Raw genomic sequence first — 18,332 nt, 5'->3', positions numbered from 1 at the left:
CCATCCGGAATACGCGATGGTCGTAAAGGGAAGCAAACGCCCATGGTGTCACGGTTCTCGCCGGCTTGCATTGTGCGTGTCTGAATCGTCCTGAACGCGGGCGCGACGCCTGTGCTCGCGTCATCCCCCGCCTTGGGCTGGGCAACCGATCCGTTCACGTCTCGCCCCAACAACAATTTGTGACCCATGTAACCGGAGCCGTCGCGCATGCGAACTAGCTCGTGTATCCGGCACGGGTACGAGTGGCGAACGATGCATCAAAAATCCGGTCGTGGCAGTAACGATCTCTCCTGCGGTATTCGATTTGTAATTTGCCAACCTATGGAGCCGTAAATGAAATCAGACCGCCTTTTCTCCTGCGCAGCGCGCAAGAATTTCATCTTTGCGATCACCGCCGCGCTGGCTTTACCCTCGATTGCATGGGCCGATGCGGATAACGACCCGGCTGGCGCTGTCTTTGTCATGTCGAACCAGCCAACCGGCAATGCCGTGCTGGCGTACTCCCGGGACGCGAACGGTCAACTTGCGTACCAGGCCACCTACCCGACGGGCGGCAAAGGCGCAGGTACCGGAGCCGATCCGCTGGGCTCGCAAGGCGCACTGGTGTTGTCGTCCGGGTTCCTGTTTGCGGTGAACGCGGGCAGCAACGACGTTTCCATGTTCAAGGTAGAAGGCACGAAGCTCACGCTGCTCGACAGGGAGCCATCGGGTGGGCAAACGCCGGTCAGTGTCACGGTAAAAGGGTTTATCGCTTACGTGGTCAACGCAGGCGGGACGCCCGACATAAGCGGATTTTTCGTCGACGGTTTTGGAAAGCGCCTGGTTCCGCTGGCGAATTCGCTGCGTCCGGTCGCGGGTGGCGCATCGGCTCAACCCGGTCAGATTGGTTTCGCACCGGAAAGCGATGAACTGCTGGTGACCGAGAAAGGGACGCAACTGATCGACACCTATCATGTCGACCCCGCCGGATATGCGACGGGCCCCGTGCGACATGCATCGAGCGGCGTCACGCCGTTCGGCTTTTCGGTCACGCGCCGTGGCTATGCAGTCGTGGCAGCGGCGGGCTCGGGCTCCGTTGCCTCTTACGACATCGAGCGCAATCAGGACCTGACGCCGATCAGCAACGTCCCCCTCGGGCAATTGGCGCCGTGCTGGCTCGTCACGACCGGTGACGGGCGCTTTGCGTATACGGCCAACGCGGGCAGCAGCACGATCAGCAGCCTTCGCGTGAACGCCGACGGAACCACGCAGCTGATCAATCCGACTGCCGCAGTCGTTAGTACTCCGCTAGATCTCGCACTTAGCGCGAATAGCCGGTTCCTGTATGTCCGGGAAGGTGACGGCGCCGTTGCTGGCTTCAGCGTCGCACCCGATGGCAGCTTGAATGCGATCGGCGCAGTGACCGGGCTACCTCCTGGCGCGCAAGGCATCGCCGCTCGATAACCGGTTTGTACTGCTTAAGGTGCCGGGCAGCAGAGCGGGTCGGAATGCGACGGGGCGCACTGCCAGGCACGCCCGGCTTTGATCATTGTTCGTTGAACAACCCGTTCGGCGGCGCGGCGTCGTGTTGGGCTTCGCGTACGTCACTGATGCGGGTGAAGCAGGCCGGCCAATTCCTCAAGCCGCACTTTAGCCCGCTGCAAATCCGCAGTTCCGAATCCTTCCGTGAAAGCGTCACGAAGAGGAGCGAGTACTTGCCTCGCCGCGCTCATCCTGCCTTGCGTCGAATACAGCCCCGCCAGGCTCAGCGCCGCGCGCAGTTCGAGCGATCTGGCGCCACGGTGGTGAGCCGTGGCAATGGCCTCATTGAATCGCGCCTCGGCCGCATCGCGGTCCGCGGCAGCCGCAGTGGCAACGGTAGCCGTCGGCCCCGCCGCAAGCAGCAACTCGCCCCCGAGGCGATACAGTTCCGGCTCGTGATGGCGTTCGCCCGATTCTTCGGCTACCGCCATGGCTTCTGCCAGTGCATCCAGCCCCGCGTCGCGCTGCCCTGCCCTTGCGCAGGTCTCGGCCAACAGTGCCAGAAAGTATGTGCGGCCAAGGCGAGCCCCGGTTGCTTCATAGTCGGCGAGGCCGTGGCGCACGCGAGCCATACCCTGCTCTGCTTCCCCCGCTTCGGCCAGCGCCCAACCGTCAAGTATGGTTGCCCACGCAAGTATCGTGGGGAAGCCCTGCTCCGTCGAAAGGTCGATGGCGGCCTCCGCGCAGTCATGCGTGAGTCTCGGCTCGCCGCGCAATTGATGAAGCTCCGCCTTGAACACAAGCGATTGCCCGAGACTGACCATGTCGTGCAACGCGCGAGCGCGACTGAGCGCCTGCTCGGCACGCCTTAACGCCTCATCCGGATAGCCCATGTGCCAGAGGACGAGGCCCAGGCTGCTTTCGCCAACGCTGCGAGGATCTCGCCCGTGCGCGAAGACCTCCTCATCGAGTGGCTCAGCGTCATGCAGTAGCGACAACTTCCCCAGGCCAGCAAGGTACGCATGCGCGGAATTCAGCTCCCCGAGCCTGAACAAGCTCATGCCCAGCAGGTAGTTTGCCTCCATGATTTGCGCGGGATTGTGCGCACGCTCGGCCAGGTCGAGCAGCCTTTCGGCGATCTCCCTGGCCGTCTTGTATTCGGCGCCCAGCTGATAAACCATGCGCAGGCCGGTTTGAGCCCGGAACAGATGCGGCGTTTGTCCGGCCTGCCTGCACAGCTCCAGCGCACGTGTGTAGGTCGCCTTCACTTCGGGCGAAGCCCAGCCTCTTGCGGCCATCAAGGCCGGCCCGATGGCAAGCCGCAACGCGAGTTCCCGATCGGCGCGTTCGGGCGTTTCAGGCAGGCCTTCGAGCAGATCCAGCGCCATGCCAAGCTGACGAATCGCTTCGGCATTCGCCGAACGTTGCCAGGCCTGTTGCCCGGCGCAATGCAAATACTCGACCGCTTTCGGCACGTTGCCGCTCAGGCTGTAGTGATGCGCGAGTTCGCTCCAGTGGTCCTTGAGATGCGCCTCAAAAAGCGCCTCGAGTGCCTGGCCGGTGCGTTCGTGCAGCAGGCGGCGCCGCTCGGCAAGCAATGAATTGCCAGCCACTTCCTGCGTCAACGCATGCTTGAACACATATTCCACGGCCGGGAAAGCCGGTTGCTCGTCGATGAATCCCCCTTTTTCCAGGCGCGCGAGGAGCGTGTATAGCGCGTCGTCCGGCAGTTCGACGACATACTGCACCAGGTTCGCCGGGAACGTCTTCCCAATCACGGCGAGCGTTTGCAGCAAGTCTTTTTCCGCGGCCGGCAGCCGGTCGATACGCGCAGCCAGCACGCCCTGCACCGTGGTCGGGATATGCAACGTGAGCGGCACCGCCTGCATGCGGTAATGGCCCTTCTCACCCACGAGCACGCGCTCTTCGGCCAGCGTTCGCACCACCTCTTCGATAAAGAACGGATTGCCTTCCGTTCTGTCGAGGACATGCTGCTTCACGGCAACGAGCGTGTGATCGTCGCCAACGAGCGCACTGATGAGCCCCTGGGCATCGGCAGGTCCCAGTGGTTCGAGCACTACCGGGGTGTAACAGTCGCGCCCGCTCCAGTCATCCCGATACTCGGGGCGGTAGTTGAGCAGCAGCAGCAAGCGGCCACTCGATACCTGATCGATAAGGAAAGCCAGGAAAGCCTGCGTTTCGCTGTCGAGCCACTGCAGGTCCTCGAACACCAGGGCGACCGGTTCATTCACGCTTTCCCGCACGAAAAGCTGTGCGATCGCCTCGAACGTGCGATCGCGCCGGATATGCGAATCCATTTGCGCGAGCGCCGGACTCGCCTCGCCGATCCCGAGCAGATGAAGCAGATAAGGCACCCGATCCTCGAGACTACGCTCGAGCGTCAGTACGCGACCCGTCACCTTTTCGCGGCACCGTCGTTCGTCGTCCGCGGAGGAGATCTGAAAATAATTCTTCAGCAACTCAATGAGCGGCAATAACGCGAACGATTTGCCGTGCGAGACCGAGAACGTCTCCACCACGAGGCAGCCTTTTAACGCGGCTCGCTTGAACTCATGAAAGAGCCTCGATTTCCCTACGCCCGCTTCGCCCATCACGCCCACGACTGAGCCTTGCCCCGCTTTCGTCGCATCGAGCGCCCTGCGCAATGTGTCGAACTCCGCCTCGCGGCCCACGAACCGGGTCAGCCCGCGCTGCTCGGCCACCTGAAGACGGGTGCGCAAAACGCCTGGTCCATGCAGTTCGTAGACGGCGAGCGATTCGGCGACCCCTTTCACCTGGGTCTGGCCCAAAGCCTTGAACTCGAAATAGCCCTCGGTCAGCCGGTAGGTGGACGGGCTCACAAGAATCGACGCCGGCGTAGCAATCGCCTCCATGCGCGAGGCAATGTGGATCGTGTTGCCGACCGGGTCATAGTCCGTGTGCAAGTCGTCCTTGCGGATCGATCGCATGACGACCTCACCGGTGTGGACACCCACGCGGATTTGCAGCGGAATCGCGTGCTCGAGGCGAATGCGGTCGCTATGCCGGCGCATCGCCTGTTGCATTCTGAGCGCCGCATACAGTGCGCGCTGCGGATGATCCTCGTGCGCGATGGGCGCGCCGAACAGGGCGAGGATGCCGTCGCCGAGCAGCTTCGCAACAAAGCCCTCGTAATGATGAACCGCCTCCATCATCAGCTCGATGACGGGAGCGATCAGTCGATGCGCCTCTTCGGGGTCCAGATCGTAGATCAGCGCAGTCGAGCCGGCCATGTCCGCGAACAGCGCGGTAATGGTCTTACGTTCGCTGACCGCCTTGCCGCGCGCTTCGAGAACCGCCTGTGCCGCACGGATTTGTTCAGCCAGATGCGATGGCGTGTAATCGATGGGCGACGGTGTGGCTCCCGTGCGAACGAGGACACCGCCGCACTGCTCGCAGAATCTGGCGCCCTCGCGGCATTCAAAGCCGCAATTGGTACAGCGCATATAGTCCCCCGGCTCGTGGGACGCTCTCGATCACCATTTAAATCTCAAACAGTTCGGGTATCAAGCTGCCTGCAGTGCGTTTTGCGAGCCTTATTTTCATACGAATCGGCGCGTGCAAGCTCGCGTTGCCTGCGCAAGGCACTATCCGTTCCAGGTGCTCGCCGATCACAGATCCATGCGCTTGCGCTGCAGGAACCGGCGCACGGCCGGATCGCGCTCCAGGCCGATCGCGAGATCGTACGCGCCGAGCGCTTCGGACTTCGCGCCGGCGCGTGCCAGCAAATCGGCACGCGCGGCCCAGTACGGCTGGTAGTCGGCCAGCCGCGGATCGTCCGCATACGGCTCGAGCGCGGCGAGCGCCGCGTGCGGGCCGTCCCGTTCCGCCAGCGCGAGCGCGCGGTTCACTGCCACTACCGGCGAGGCTGCAATCGCGAGCAGCGCGTCGTAGAGCTGCACGATCTCGTCCCAGTTCGGGCGTAGCGTCCGGCAGCGATGCACATGCGCCGACTGCAGTGCGGCCTCGAGCTGAAAGCGCCCGATTGCATGGAATGCGCTCGCGCGCCGCAGCAGTGCATCGGCTGCGTCGATCATTGGCGCGTTCCATGTCGCCGGATCCTGAGCCGACAGCGGCACATAATCACCCGCCGCATCGCGGCGCGCATCGCAACGCGCGTGCGCATACAGCATCAGCGCGAGCAGACCCAGCGTCTCGGGCTCCTCGGGCAGCAATTCGACGAGCAGGTGGGCGAGAAACAGCGCCTCGCCGGTGAGATCGCGCCGCTCGGCATCGCGGCCAAGCGGGTCGGTCCACCCTTGCGCATACGCCGCGTAGACCGCTTCCAGCACCGCAGCAAGCCGGCCGGGCAATGCTTCGTGCTCGGGCACGCTGAACGGAATGCCCGCGTCCCGGATCTTGTTCTTCGCCCGCGCGAGGCGCTTGCTCATCGCGGCGGGAGACATCAGGAACGCGGACGCAATCGTCTTCGCCTCGAGCCCCAGCACCACCTGCAACATCAACGGCGTGCGAATCGCAGCGTCGATCGCCGGGTGCGTGCACGCGAACAGCAGCGCAAGCCGCCGGTCGGGCAACGCGGCGGCTTCATCCTCGCCGATCTCGTCGGCGAGGATCGCGAGCTGGTTCGTCACTTCGTCGCCGACAAGTCGATGGCGCGCGCCGTCGATCGCGCGGCGGCGCGCAACCGTCATCAGCCACGCTTCGGGATTGGCGGGGCAGCCGCGTGCCGGCCAGTCCGCGAGCGCGGCCGCGAACGCGTCAGCGAGCGCGTCCTCGGCCGCGGCAACGTCGCGCGTGCGCATCGCCAGCAGCGCGACGAGCTTGCCGTAGCTGCGGCGAGCGACCGCCTCAGCCATCGCCTGCGCGGCGCCGCTCGCGTCACGACCGCCGCCGGACGGACTCATGCCCCAGATGGCGCTTCGTAAGGCGCGGTCCAGACCGGGCGCACTTCCATGATGCCGTGCGCCGCGCCGGGGCAACGCGAAGCCCACGCGAGCGCCGCATCGAGGTTGGGCACGTCGATCAGGTAGTAGCCGGCGAGCTGCTCCTTCGAATCGGAATACGGTCCATCGAGCACCTGCGGCTTGCCATCGACGAGCCGTACCGTGGTGGCCGCGTTCGTGTGCTGCAGCCGGTTGGCGCCGACCAGCGCCCCTGCCTTCTCCAACGATTCGGTGTACGCGTGATACGCGGCGACGCCTTGCTGCCGCTCGCTGTCGCTCATCTCGGCCCAGCGGTTTTCTTGTGAATAGATCATCAACAGGTATTGCATATGAGCCTCCATCATCGGTTGGTGGCGGATGAGTACATCGGGCCGCCATTTCAATGACGCGCGGGCCGGGTGCGGATGGACAAGCGGCGCGAAAAAAACTCGGACGGCGCGGGAAGGTGTCAAAGCCGGGGAACAGGCGTTTATCGGGCGTACGGTCGCCTGCCTCGATTCTGGCAGCATCGTTCCGGAACGCAGGAAATTAATTTTCGCATCGGCACTTGACAATCTATCTTCCAGTAGATAAATTAAAGCCCATGGAAACGAAACTGACAGTGCGCGAACAAGTTGTGGACCACGCCATTACGTTGATGATGCTGCGCGGCTACAACGGGTTTAGCTACCGCGACCTGTCCGAGTTGGTGGGCGTGAAGACGTCGAGCATCCACTACTACTTCCCGTCGAAAGACGACCTGGTGCTCGAAGCCGTGAGCCAGTACAGCGACGAGGTCATGCACGCCCTGAAGGCGGTGGACCCGGCGCTGCCGGCAAACGAAAAGCTCGCCCTGTACACGCGGCTGTTCGGCAAGACGCTCGGCGACGGCAACCAGATCTGCCTGTGCGGCATGCTGGCCGCCGACATCGAGACGCTGCCCGAGGCGGTGCGTCAGGCGGTGCAGGCGTTCTTCCGCGCCAACGAGTCGTGGCTCGCGAAAGTGCTGGAGCAAGGCGTCAAGGAAGGCACGCTGGTGGCCAAAGGCAAGCCCGAAGCCGCGGCGCGCACGTTGTTCGCGGCGCTACAGGGCAGCGTGCTGGCGAGCCGCCTGTTTCATACGAAGGCGCGCCTCGAGGACGTGGAAGCCACGTGGAAAGCCGTCTCCTGATGGGGACGATCGGAAATATTTGAACGAAGGCGGCTAGCCGCCTTTTTGTGGGGCAAGTTATCTATCTTTTAATAGATAGAATCAGTTTCGAAGCAACCCGATGCAGGCGGAGTAAGGTATGTTTCTGCTTTGCTCATGCATCTATCTAGTCATAGATAGCATCAGGAAGATGGCAATCATGCTTACGCCACGAATGACCGCTATTGTCGTTGTAACGCCGTAGTCCAGCATGTCGCGAAGACCGCAGTCGGTCTGGACGACGAATGATTCAACACCCGCAGTCCAACTGCTGCATTGCTCACTCAGGAGAGCCAGTCATGTCGATCGAACAAGTCCTCTACACCGCCGACGCAACCGCAACCGGAGGCCGTGACGGCCGCGCGGTCGTTCCCGCCAGCCATCTCGACTTCAAGCTCACCACGCCGCGCGAACTCGGCGGCGCGGGCGGCGACGGCGCCAACCCCGAACAACTGTTTGCGGCCGGCTATAGCGCCTGCTTCATCGGTGCGATGAAGTTCGTCGGCGCGCGCGACAAGATCGCCGTTCCGGCCGACGTCTCCATCAACGGCCGCGTGGGCATCGGCGCGATCCCCAACGGTTTCGGCATCGAAGTCGAGCTGCGCATCTCGCTGCCCGGCATGGACCGCGCGGCCGCTGAGGCGCTGGTCGAGAAGGCCCACATCGTGTGCCCGTACTCGAACGCCACGCGCAACAACATCGACGTCAAGCTGACGATCGTTTAAGGGCGCGCCCGTAGTTTTTGCGATTGGTTTTGCCGATTAGTTTTCCCAATTTCCGATGGGAACGGTCGGGCCGCGCAGGCTGGGCCGCGCAGGCCGGACCACGCCAGGCTCACTTGCCTGCGTGGCCTGACCCGCGCGGCCCTTATTGTTTTCTCTTTATCGGATGAGAAACCCGCGCGGGCCGTCCAGCCTCACTGAGCCTCGGCGTCGCGGGCAAGCACCGCCATCAAGCCGCTCGCGCGCTGGACCTTCGCCTGAACCGCGCGATCGAGCACCGAGCGCCCCTCGGGAAGCGCCAGCGTGAGAAACGCACGCGCCCGCGTGATACCGGTGTAGACGAGTTCGCGCGTGAGGATCGGACTGTAGGTATCGGGCAGCACGAGCGCCGCGTGCGTGAACTCCGAGCCCTGGGACTTGTGGACGGTGAGCGCAAACACGGTCTCGACACCCTGCAGGCGGCTCGGCGACACCCATTTCACCCCACCCGTGCCGTCACCGGCCGGGAAGGCCACGCGCAGCACCGGAGGCGCGCCCGCCTCCACCGGCAGATCGAGCGCGATGCCGATATCGCCGTTCATCAAGCCGAGCTCGTAGTCGTTATGCGTGACGAGCACCGGCCGGCCCGCGTACCAGTCGCCGAGCGGATCGATCAGCCTCTCCTCCTGCAAGATCCGCGCAACGCGCCGGTTGAGCCCTTCCACGCCCCATGCGCCGCGCCGCAGCGCGCACAGCAGCTGGAACTCGGTATGCGCCCTCAGCACCGCGGCCGCCCATTCGGACAGCGCCTCGGGCGACGCGCCCGGCGCGGGACGCAAGGCACGCATCGTCGTCAGGTAGTGCCGGTAGCCGCGCCGCTGCGCGTCCCGCCCGGGGACATCGCGCGCCTCGTGCGCTTCCGGCGCCTCGCTCACGACGCCGTCGACGATGAGCGCGCGCAGCGGCGCGTCGTCGTGCGCAGGACAAACGAGCCGTGCGAGATCCGCGTAGCCATGCCGCCAGATTTTCGCCACGCCCGTGGCGTCGCCCACGTTGACGAGATCGGCCAGCGCGCCGATGCCGCTTTCCGATGCGAAACGATGACTCTCGCGCAGCATGGCCACGGCCTGATCGAGCGGCGTGCCGCGCGCATCGAGCATCGCGGCATCGATCCGCTCGCCCGTCGCGGCCTCGAGCCAGCTGCGCGACGCCTGCGTGTAGTGGCCTTCGCGCGCGCGGTTGCAGAGCTCGCCCAGCACCGCGCCCGCTTCCACCGAGGCCAATTGATCCTTGTCGCCGAGCAGGACGAGACGCGCCGTGGGCGGCAAGGCATCGAGCACGGCCGCCATCATCTCGAGATCGACCATGGAGGCCTCGTCGATCACGAGCACGTCGACGGGCAGCGGATTGCCCGCGTCGTGGCGAAAGCGCCGGCTCCCCGGCCGCGTGCCGAGCACGCGGTGCAACGTCGTCACCACGGTGGGAATCGCGCTGCTCAGCGCGGCGGCGTCCACCTGCTGCGCGAGCGCCTCGAACGGCAGCCGTGCAACGGCGCCCGCGATCGATTCGTTCAGGCGCGCCGCCGCCTTGCCCGTGGGCGCCGCGAGGCGAATCCGCAGCGGCCGCCCGCCGGGGTTCTGCGGATTCGCCGCGCGGCCCAGCGCCAGCGTCTGCAGCAGCGCGAGCAGCTTCACGACCGTGGTCGTCTTGCCGGTGCCGGGACCGCCCGTGATGATGCTGAAGGCGCTGCGCGCCGCGAGCGCACAAGCGAGCTTCTGCCAGTCCGCGCCTTTCGCATCGGCGCGGCGCGGCGCAAACAGCGCCTCGAGCGCCGCACGCGCGAGCGCCGGGGGCAACTCGGCCTCGAGCCGGGCGCCCTGCGCGAGCCGCGCTTCGATACCCGCACGCACATCCTGCTCGTACTGCCAGTAGCGCCGCAGGTAGAGGCGCGTGCCCGCGAGCACGAGCGGCGTATTGCCTTGCTCGCGGCCGACCAGCTCGGGCATGTCGAGCGCGCCCAGCCACTGCGTGAGCGTCACGCCAGCCAGCACCTCGGCGGGCGGCAAAGGGGGTTCGTCGGCAGGCAGCTGCGGGCCATCCGGCGGCAACGAAAGCGCGAAGGCCGGATCGTCGAGCGTCGCGTGCAAGTCGAGGCAAACGTGCCCACGCCCCAGCTGGTGACTCGCGAGCGCGGCGGCCAGCAATAACAGCGGCGGTGCATCGGGCGCTTCGTCCAGCAGAAAGCGGGCGAAGGCGCCGTCGAGCGTACGCAGCCAGCCGCGCTCGACCCAGCGGCCGAGGGTAGCGAGCATCTGCGCAGACGATTCGCATGCCGTTGCGCACACAACCAAATCGGTTTGCATGATGCTGCGCACCGGCTCCTCCGGCGTCTCGTCCTGGCCGCCATCGAATTGCTCGAACAGGTCCCCGGTCACGCCGATGCCGTCCTTCGGCCCGCGTGCCCCCGTGATACGTCGCTTCGTCATACTGCGTCCTCCAGCGCGCCGTGATGCGCGAACAGCGCATCGAGTTGCTCGATCAGCTCGCGCGGTGGGCGCTCGCAGTGCAGCCCCTGGCTCGGCGCGCGGCCGCCGCGCAGGAACATGTAGACCGCGCCGCCCACGTGACGGTCGTAGTCGTAGTCAGGCAAGCGCGACTTGAGCAGGCGGTGCAGCGCGAACAGATAAAGCACGTATTGCAATTCATAGCGCGAATGGAGGATTTGCGAGCGCATCTTTGCTGCCGTATACGACGCGTCGTCGGGTCCCAGCCAGTTCGACTTGTAGTCGGCCACGTAGTAGCGGCCTTCATGGATGAACACGAGGTCGATAAAGCCCTTGAGCATGCCGTTCAGCCGCGCCGCGTCCAGTGGCGGGCGAGCGGCGCCGTCCAGTGTCAGCGCCGTGACCAGCGCGTCGAGTTCCTGCGTGTCCACCTTGTGCACGGCGACCCAGAACTCCATTTCGGCCATATAGGACGACTTGTCGAGCGCCGCGGGCACGACGGGCGGCACCGCCTCGCCATCGAATGCCGGCAAATGCAACGGCATGCTGATGAACTCCAGCATCCACTGCGTGAGCGTGTCGATCCAGCGATCCCAGCCGCGCACGCTGCAGCGGCGCGCGATCATGTCGCGCAATCGCGCGTTGTCCCTGTCTTGCGCGATCTCCGCGAAGCCCTCGTTCGCCACCCATTCCATCAACTCATGCAGGAAGCTGCCTGCATCGGCGCCGCGTGGGAAGCCGTGCATCGGCGCGTCCGCTGGCGCAATGGCGTTCGCCTCGGGCATCGCAAGCGCGGCGTCATCGTCAGCGGGCGCGCTGGCACCCAGCAGTTCGAGGAACACGTCTTCGCCGCGCGTATCGGGCGCCAAGCGCGCCTCTTCTTCAGCGTGCGCGGCATAGGCGTCCTGCGCACCTTCCACCGTCTTCAGGCTCGAATAGCTCGCGATCCACCACGGTACGCGCGCGCGGCGCGGGAACGTGCGTGCACGTCCGCGCACCGCGCCCGGTCCCTGCTGTGCGAAGACTTCGTTGCCGGGCTCCGGCGCCTGCGCCACGGCAATATCCGTGCACGATCCGCGCAAGGTCTCGAGCAGCGTCGCGCTCTGGTCCGCCGGCAATGCCGCGCCGCCGCCCACGAGGTAGCCGAACGCGCTCGACTCCAAGCTTTGCACGGGCGCGTAGCCGATCCACGTCGCGTAGCGCGCGCGCGTGAGCGCGACGTACAACTTGCGCAGGTCCTCGCCGAGCCGTTCGCGGTCGGCCTGTTCGAGCACGCGCGGGTCCGCTTCGAGCGTGACACGCAGCTCGCCGTCTTCATCGTGCCACTTGAACGGCACGTCGTCGGCCTTCACGGCGCGATGCGCGCACGCGAACGGCAAGAACACGAGCGGGTATTCAAGACCCTTCGACTTGTGGATCGTCACCACCTGCACGAGCCCCGCATCGCTTTCGAGGCGCAGCTGGCGCGCATCGCCTCCGCCGCCCGCGCTTTCGTCATCGCGCTGCTCGTCGAGATAGCGGATGAGCGCATGCTCGCCGTCGAGCTGCGTGCTCGCCTGCTGAAGCAGCTCAGCCAGATGCAGCAGGTTCGTGAGCGCGCGCTCGCCATTGAGGCCCGAAGCCGCGCTCTGCCCGAGCAGGCGCTGCGGCACGTGAAAGTCGTTGAGCAGACGCCGCAGCATCGGCAGCACGCCCTTCTTGCGCCATACCTCCCGATAGCCGCGGAATTGCAGCACGCGCGCTTCCCATGCGATCTCGTCGCGGCCGAGCGCATCGAGCTCGCTCCACGCGAGGCCAAGCGTTGCCGTCGCGAGCGCGCTGCGCACGAGGCGCCCATCGTCGGGTTCCGCGCAGGCGCCGAGCCAGTAGCGCAACTCCTCCGCCTGCGGCGTTTGATAGACGGAATCGCGATCGGACAGATAGACGCTGCGCACGCCACGCTGCGCGAGCGCCTCGCGAATGGCGCGCGCCTCGTCGCGATTGTTCACGAGCACGGCCATGTCCGCAGGCCTCAAGGGCCGCAGCCCGTGCTCGCCTGCGAAGCCCGCCGCCTGTGCCTGGCCCAGGTTGAGCAGGCGCACCATCTCGGTCGCGCAGCTCGCGGCCATGCTTGCAAAGTAAGCGGTCTTGCTCAACGGCTTGCCGTCTTCCGTGCCGGGCAGCCACCAGACGTTGAGCGCCGCAAGCACGTTGCCGGCCGCCTCCAGTTCGTCGGCGCGGCCATGCGCATCCGCGGCAACGAACGGCAACGCGTTCGTCTCGCCTTGCGCGCCACGAAACAGAAATGCACCGCTCCCTTCGGGGCGCAACTCCGCCGCCTCGAAACAGCGGTTCACCGCATCGACCATCGCACGTGTGGAGCGGAAGTTCTTCTTGAGCGTGTAGAGACGCCCCGCACACGCGCGCCGCGCACGCAGGTAGGTATAAATATCGGCGCCGCGAAACGCGTAAATCGCCTGCTTCGGATCGCCAATCAATATGATGGCCGTCTCGCTGCGGTTCGCTTCGATGTCGTAGACCGCATCGAAGATCTGGTACTGCACCGGATCGGTATCCTGGAACTCGTCGATCAGCGCAACCGGATACTGCTTGCGTATGATTTCGGCAAGACGCGGCCCGTTCGGCTTTTTCAGCGCCGCGAGCAGGCGCGTGAGCAGGTCGTCGAAGCCCATTTGCGAACGACGGGCCTCTTCTTGCTCGAAGCGTTGCGCCACCCACCGCGCCGCATGGCAGAGAATGGGCAGCTTCGCCTCGGGGCGCGCAGCAAGCGCCTCGCGCAAGGTCTCCATCGCGGTGAAGCAGGCGTGTACCGGCGGCGGGCCGTCCTTCCAGATTTCGGCGAGGCCCGCAGGCGTGAGACGCGTCCAGACCGCCGCGTCGTCCTTGAAGCCGGGGTGCGTGCTCTGCGGGTCGTTCGCCCATTCGCGCAGCTTGCCGAACCACGTTTCTCCATGGCGCGTGTTCAGCCTCTTCGCGTCGAACTGCTTCTTTTCGCGCGCCGCCGCGATCAGCCCCTGGGCTTCGTCGATGCCTGCGCGCCACGGCGCCTTGAGGGCTTCGAGCGCCTCTTGCGCCCGCGTGCGGGCGTCGAGCAGCGCCTCCGCGGGCGCGGGCGCGTCGGGCAACAGATCCGCATGCGCGAGCAGCCCGCGAATCGCACCGTGCAAGTCGTCTGGACTCCCAAACCATGCACGGACTTCTTTCGCGCTCTGCGCATCGAGCGGCGCCATGAAGGTGCGCCAGTAGTCACGCACCACTTCGGCACGCAGCTCGGTCTGGTCCGTCTCCAGCGTCTGCGAAAAGAGGCTGTCGCTATCGAACGCGTGCTCGCTGAGCATGCGGTTGCACCAGCCGTGGATCGTCGAGACGGCCGCCTCGTCCATCCATTCGGCGGCAAGCTGCAGGCGCCGCGCACAAGCGGGCCACCGCTCCGGCGCGTACTCCTCCCGCAAGTCGTATAGCAGATCCTCGCCGGGCGAGCGCAGCGGCACGTCTTCGGGCAGCGCGCGGAAATACTCGGCCGCTTCGATCAAGCGCGCGCGAATGCGCTCACGCAGCTCTTTCGTGGCGGCGTCCGTGAAGGTCACCACGAGGATCTCGGGTGGCGTGAGCGGGCGCATGCCCCCATGCGCTCCCCCCGTTGCGTCGTGCTCGAGTGCTTCGTCGCCCTGCCCCGCGCTCTGGCCACTATGGCCCAGCACGAGACGCACGTACAGCATCGCAATCGTGAACGTCTTGCCGGTGCCCGCGCTCGCTTCGATCAGGCGGCTGCCGTAAAGGGGGAAGCGCAATGGCTCCAGCACGTCGGCGATCATGTCGTCTGCCGGGGTCATGCGGTTTCTCCAGCGGAGTCGGCTGCGCTCGGCGCGGCACGGTCGGGTTTCGATGAAGCAAGCGGTGCGCGCTGCACCGGCTGCAGCAATGTGGTTGCCAGCGCAACGAATTCGTCGCTTTCAATGAGTGCATCGAAATCGGCGAACGCCCGGCGCAGATAGGGATTGGTCTCGCGCTCGCCGGGCATGCGCGCAGCGCCCTCATAGGCCGTGCGCGCAGCGTCCCACGCCTCGGCCGGCACCGTTCCGGCCGAACCGCCGAAATCGACTGGCAGCTTGCGCAGCCATGCAAACGCGGTCTTCACGGCCAGCGGAAGCGGCCGCCGCCCGCCTTCGTCCCAGGCTGCGAGCAGCGCGAGCAGCCACGCGCGCGCGACGGCCGGCGCCACGGGCGCAAACTCCGCCACGCCCACCTTGCTCACGATCACCGTCGTGACCTCGCCCGCGGCCAGTTGCGCGGCGACATGCGCGACCCAGTAAGCGACGAGACGCTCGCCGCGATATTTGTTGTCCTTCACGAGCGTGCCGGCGTCGAGAATGACGCGCCCCAGTGCGCCGCCCTCGCCTTCGCGGACGTCGTCGATCCAGTCCTGAATCGCGAGCGCGCGCCCGCCGATCTGCGCATCGAGGCGTATTTCGTATTGGCCCGCGAGCGGCGTGGGCCAGCGCGCGAGCGCCTTGCGATATTCGCCGAACAGGTCCTGCATTGGCGCGAGCAGTTCTTCGCCGATGACTTCGCCGAAGCCGCCCGCCGCGAGGTCGCCGCTGCGGTGCATGCGTTCGAGCCGTGCGCGCGCCGCTGTGTCGAGGCCCGCTTCGCCTTGCTCCATCGCGCTCAACTGCGCACGGATCAATTCGCCCTGCAACTGCCACGCCTGCAGCGCATCCACTTCGAAGGGCTCGTGATTCTCGCTCGCCTCGTCCTGCATTTCGAGCCCGACGCGCAGACGCTGGCGAAAGAAGCTGCGCACCGGATCGCGCAGGAATTCGCCCAGCTCGCGCACGGACAGCGGCTCGTCGCGCTCGGACGCGGGCAATGATGCGTCCACCTGCGCCGCGCCGGCCAACGGCGCGGGGCGGCTCCATTCGTGCGCATAGGTATAGAGCGTCGCGCTGCGCGGATCGGCGGGAAAATAGTCGGGGCTGAACGGCTGCAGCCGATGTTCGATCGTCAGTGCATCGAGCAGCGCGTGAGGCGCTTCGTGCTCATTGTCCTCTTCGTGCTCCTCGCGTCCTTCGCGCTCGAGCCGCCAGCCGGCCTTCAGATGGTCGCGCAACTGCCCGACCAGCACCGAGGGCGGCCGTGGCGTATTGTCGGTCACGCTGCGGCCCACCCACGAAATATGCAGATGATCGCGCGCGGAAAGCAGCGCTTCGAGAAACAGATAGCGGTCGTCCTCGCGGCGCGAGCGATCACCAGGCCGATAGTCACGCCGCATCAGGTCGAAATCGAGCGGCGTGCGGCTGCGCGGATAGTCGCCGTCGTTCATGCCCAGCAGGCAGACATGGCGAAACGGAATCGCCCGCATCGGCATGAGCGTCGCGAACGTCACCGCGCCCGCGAAAAAGCGCTGCGCGAGACCGCCGCCGTCGAGCTGCCCGAGCCAGTTTTCCGCGACAATCGCGAGCGGCAGCGCTTGCGTGAGCGCAGCTTCGCTACACGCCTCGCGCCACGTTTCCAGCGCGTTGTCGAGACGTTCCAGCGTATAGGCGTCCTCGCCCTCATCGGCGGCGAAGAACGTGGCCTTCAACGCGCGCAGTCGCTCGCACCAGACGTCGACGCTGGCCGGCTCGCGCAGCGTGCGCCATGCATGGTCGAGCGCATCGACGAGACGCGTGAGCGGCCCGAGCAACGCGGCGTCAAGGCCGCCGATTTCCGCATACGGCTCGATGCCGCGCCATGTGCCCGAACGGTCTCCCGCTGCGTAGCCGAGCAGCATGCGCCGCAGCCCGAAGGCCCAGCTATTTGGCGCGCTCGCATCTGCGCCTTGTGGCAGCCCCAGGCTTGCGCGCTGCTCGCCATGCAGGCCCCAGCGGATATTCGCGCCGTCGATCCAGTTGCGCAGCGTGGGCACGTCCTCGGCCTCGATGCCAAAGCGCGCGCGCACGGCCGGCACTTCGAGCAGGTCGAGCACGTCGCTCACCGTCACGCGCGCGTGGGGCAGCGAGAGCAGCATTTCCAGCGCGCCAATCAGCGGATCGAATGCACGTTGCGCGCGGTCCGCGATGCTGAACGGGATATAGCGCGGATCGTCGCTCTCGACGAGGCCGAACACGGCCTGAATGTGCGGCGTGTAGACCTCGATGTCGGGCACCATGACGATCACGTCGCGCGGCCGCAGGGCCGGGTCCGCCGCGAATGCCGCGAGCAGCCGGTCATACAGGATCTCCACTTCGCGCTGCGCGCTGTGCGCGACATGGAAACGGATCGACTCGTCCACCTGCGGGTCGACCGCGGGCCAATGCTCGCGCGTTTCGGGCAAGGGCCGCAGATCGCGAATGTCGTCCTGCAATTGCTGCAGCAGCGTGTGCGCGTCGGCGCCGTCGAACAGATCGATGCGCTGGCCGATGCGCGTGAAATGCGGCGTGTAGGTCTCGCGCGCTTCGTCGCTATCGTATTCGTCGAGCAGGCCGATGAAGTCGCGCCCCTGCTTGCCCCATGCCGCCAGCAAGGGCTGCGCGTGCAGATGCAGTTGCGACTCGTCGAGTATGGCCGGCGCGCCCGCACGGCGGCGCTGGCGCGCGTGCCGCGCGCGCAGCAGGTCCTGATCGGCGACGATGTCGGCCCAATAATGCATGCAGGGGTTGTGCACGCACAGCAGCACCTGGCTCCAGCGCGCGAGCGCGGCAAGCACTTCGAGCGACTGGCGCGGCAGGCTCGAAATGCCGAACACGACGAGGCGGCGCGGCAGCGCGCGCGGACGCGCATCGCCCTCCTGCCACGCCTGCGCACGCGCCATGAAGCGTTCGTGCACGGCGGCGCGGCCCGTTTGTGCAAGCTCGCTGCCTTGCGGCGCGCTCGCGCTCACGTCGGCCAGCAGCGCGCGCCAAAGCGCGGCCTGCCAGCGGGCGTCGTCGGCGAGCGGCACGCGGTTGTTGCGCGCGTCGATCACCACGTCGTCGTGCGCGGCCCACGCGGCGAGCCAGTCGGCCCGATAGACCTGGTACTGGTCGAACAGATCGGCCACGCGCTGCGCGAGCTGGAAGCACTTGCGCTGCTCCTCGTCGTTCGCCATGAAGCGCTTGAGCGGCTCATAGCCGGGCGTGTCGAGCAGCGCGGGCAACATGCGCATGAGACGCCAGACGAGGCGCGATTTGTCGAACGGAGAAACGGGCGGCACCGCGTCCTCGCCCAGCACGGCGCGATACACCGCCCAAAGAAAGCGCGACGGCAGCGACATTTCGAGCGCCGCCGCGATGCCGCAGCCGCCGTCCTCGGGGTCGGCCGCAAACGCGAGCTTGAGCCACTGCGCAATGCCGTTGCTTTGCACGAGCAACATTTCCTTTTCGAGCGGCGCGATGGGGTGCTGGCCGATCCATTGCACGATCAGGTCGCGCAGGCGCTCGGGTTCGTTGCCGTGAACGAGCATCAGCCCCGCGGGCAATTCGCGCGCGCTCAAAGGCAGCCTCCTCGAGGGGCGCGGGCGGTATGGCCGCCGTGATCGATTGCTAAGCGCTGTGAGCGAGCTTCAAGCGTAAGGAATGCGGCCATGTCGCCTGGT

The 18,332-nt window shown here is 66.1% G+C and carries 9 protein-coding genes; 3 read left to right on the top strand and 6 right to left on the bottom strand.

Going from position 1 to position 18,332, the window contains the following annotated elements; all coding sequences use genetic code 11:
- The first annotated feature begins 333 nt into the window (after window positions 1–333).
- Window positions 334–1,443 (top strand): lactonase family protein, encoded by a 1,110-nt coding sequence (locus tag BO1_RS53130; protein WP_052409628.1) that lies wholly within the window; start codon window positions 334–336, stop codon window positions 1,441–1,443.
- A 140-nt stretch (window positions 1,444–1,583) separates the two neighbouring features.
- Here the strand turns inward: BO1_RS53130 and BO1_RS28760 are convergent, their stop codons facing one another.
- From BO1_RS28760 to BO1_RS28750, 3 genes are all read right to left on the bottom strand, one after another.
- Window positions 1,584–4,946, bottom strand: coding sequence for an adenylate/guanylate cyclase domain-containing protein (locus tag BO1_RS28760; RefSeq protein ID WP_028220511.1), 3,363 nt, complete (start codon window positions 4,944–4,946; stop codon window positions 1,584–1,586).
- Between the two features lie 165 nt (window positions 4,947–5,111).
- On the bottom strand, window positions 5,112–6,365 hold the full coding sequence (locus BO1_RS28755; RefSeq protein WP_028220510.1) for an RNA polymerase sigma factor: 1,254 nt from the start codon (window positions 6,363–6,365) through the stop codon (window positions 5,112–5,114).
- The gene (locus BO1_RS28750; protein WP_028220509.1) at window positions 6,362–6,733 is read right to left on the bottom strand and encodes a YciI family protein; all 372 of its coding nucleotides are present in this window, start codon (window positions 6,731–6,733) and stop codon (window positions 6,362–6,364) included. Before BO1_RS28750 ends, BO1_RS28755 begins: the two co-directional genes overlap by 4 nt.
- A gap of 254 nt (window positions 6,734–6,987) precedes the next feature.
- On the opposite strand from BO1_RS28750, the gene BO1_RS28745 reads away from it, so the two are divergent.
- Complete coding sequence (locus BO1_RS28745) at window positions 6,988–7,554, top strand: TetR/AcrR family transcriptional regulator (protein WP_028220508.1); 567 nt, start codon at window positions 6,988–6,990, stop codon at window positions 7,552–7,554.
- A 317-nt stretch (window positions 7,555–7,871) separates the two neighbouring features.
- Window positions 7,872–8,297, top strand: coding sequence for an organic hydroperoxide resistance protein (locus tag BO1_RS28740; RefSeq protein ID WP_028220507.1), 426 nt, complete (start codon window positions 7,872–7,874; stop codon window positions 8,295–8,297).
- A 191-nt stretch (window positions 8,298–8,488) separates the two neighbouring features.
- Here the strand turns inward: BO1_RS28740 and recD are convergent, their stop codons facing one another.
- The 3 genes from recD to recC are packed head-to-tail and all read right to left on the bottom strand — an operon-like array spanning window position 8,489 to window position 18,230.
- Window positions 8,489–10,759, bottom strand: coding sequence for an exodeoxyribonuclease V subunit alpha (recD, locus tag BO1_RS28735; protein WP_028220506.1), 2,271 nt, complete (start codon window positions 10,757–10,759; stop codon window positions 8,489–8,491).
- Window positions 10,756–14,610, bottom strand: a complete 3,855-nt coding sequence (gene recB / locus BO1_RS28730; protein WP_043286961.1) for an exodeoxyribonuclease V subunit beta — start codon at window positions 14,608–14,610, stop codon at window positions 10,756–10,758. Before recB ends, recD begins: the two co-directional genes overlap by 4 nt.
- Window positions 14,607–18,230, bottom strand: coding sequence for an exodeoxyribonuclease V subunit gamma (gene recC / locus BO1_RS28725; protein WP_245643924.1), 3,624 nt, complete (start codon window positions 18,228–18,230; stop codon window positions 14,607–14,609). Before recC ends, recB begins: the two co-directional genes overlap by 4 nt.
- Between the last annotated feature and the right edge of the window lie 102 nt (window positions 18,231–18,332).

It is taken from the genome of Paraburkholderia oxyphila NBRC 105797, from assembly GCF_000685075.1.
In the GTDB taxonomy this organism is placed as follows: Bacteria; Pseudomonadota; Gammaproteobacteria; order Burkholderiales; family Burkholderiaceae; genus Paraburkholderia; species Paraburkholderia oxyphila.
The sequence above is the reverse complement of the archived record's forward strand: the minus strand, read 5'-3'. Positions and strand labels throughout refer to the sequence as shown.

Coding starts and splice junctions, on each gene's coding strand:
- BO1_RS28745 (WP_028220508.1), top strand. CDS start 6,988: ATGGAAACGAAACTGACAGTGCGCGAACAAGTTGTGGACCACGCCATT.
- recB (WP_043286961.1), bottom strand. CDS start 14,610: ATGACCCCGGCAGACGACATGATCGCCGACGTGCTGGAGCCATTGCGC.
- BO1_RS28750 (WP_028220509.1), bottom strand. CDS start 6,733: ATGCAATACCTGTTGATGATCTATTCACAAGAAAACCGCTGGGCCGAG.
- recD (WP_028220506.1), bottom strand. CDS start 10,759: ATGACGAAGCGACGTATCACGGGGGCACGCGGGCCGAAGGACGGCATC.
- BO1_RS28760 (WP_028220511.1), bottom strand. CDS start 4,946: ATGCGCTGTACCAATTGCGGCTTTGAATGCCGCGAGGGCGCCAGATTC.
- BO1_RS28755 (WP_028220510.1), bottom strand. CDS start 6,365: ATGAGTCCGTCCGGCGGCGGTCGTGACGCGAGCGGCGCCGCGCAGGCG.
- BO1_RS28740 (WP_028220507.1), top strand. CDS start 7,872: ATGTCGATCGAACAAGTCCTCTACACCGCCGACGCAACCGCAACCGGA.
- BO1_RS53130 (WP_052409628.1), top strand. CDS start 334: ATGAAATCAGACCGCCTTTTCTCCTGCGCAGCGCGCAAGAATTTCATC.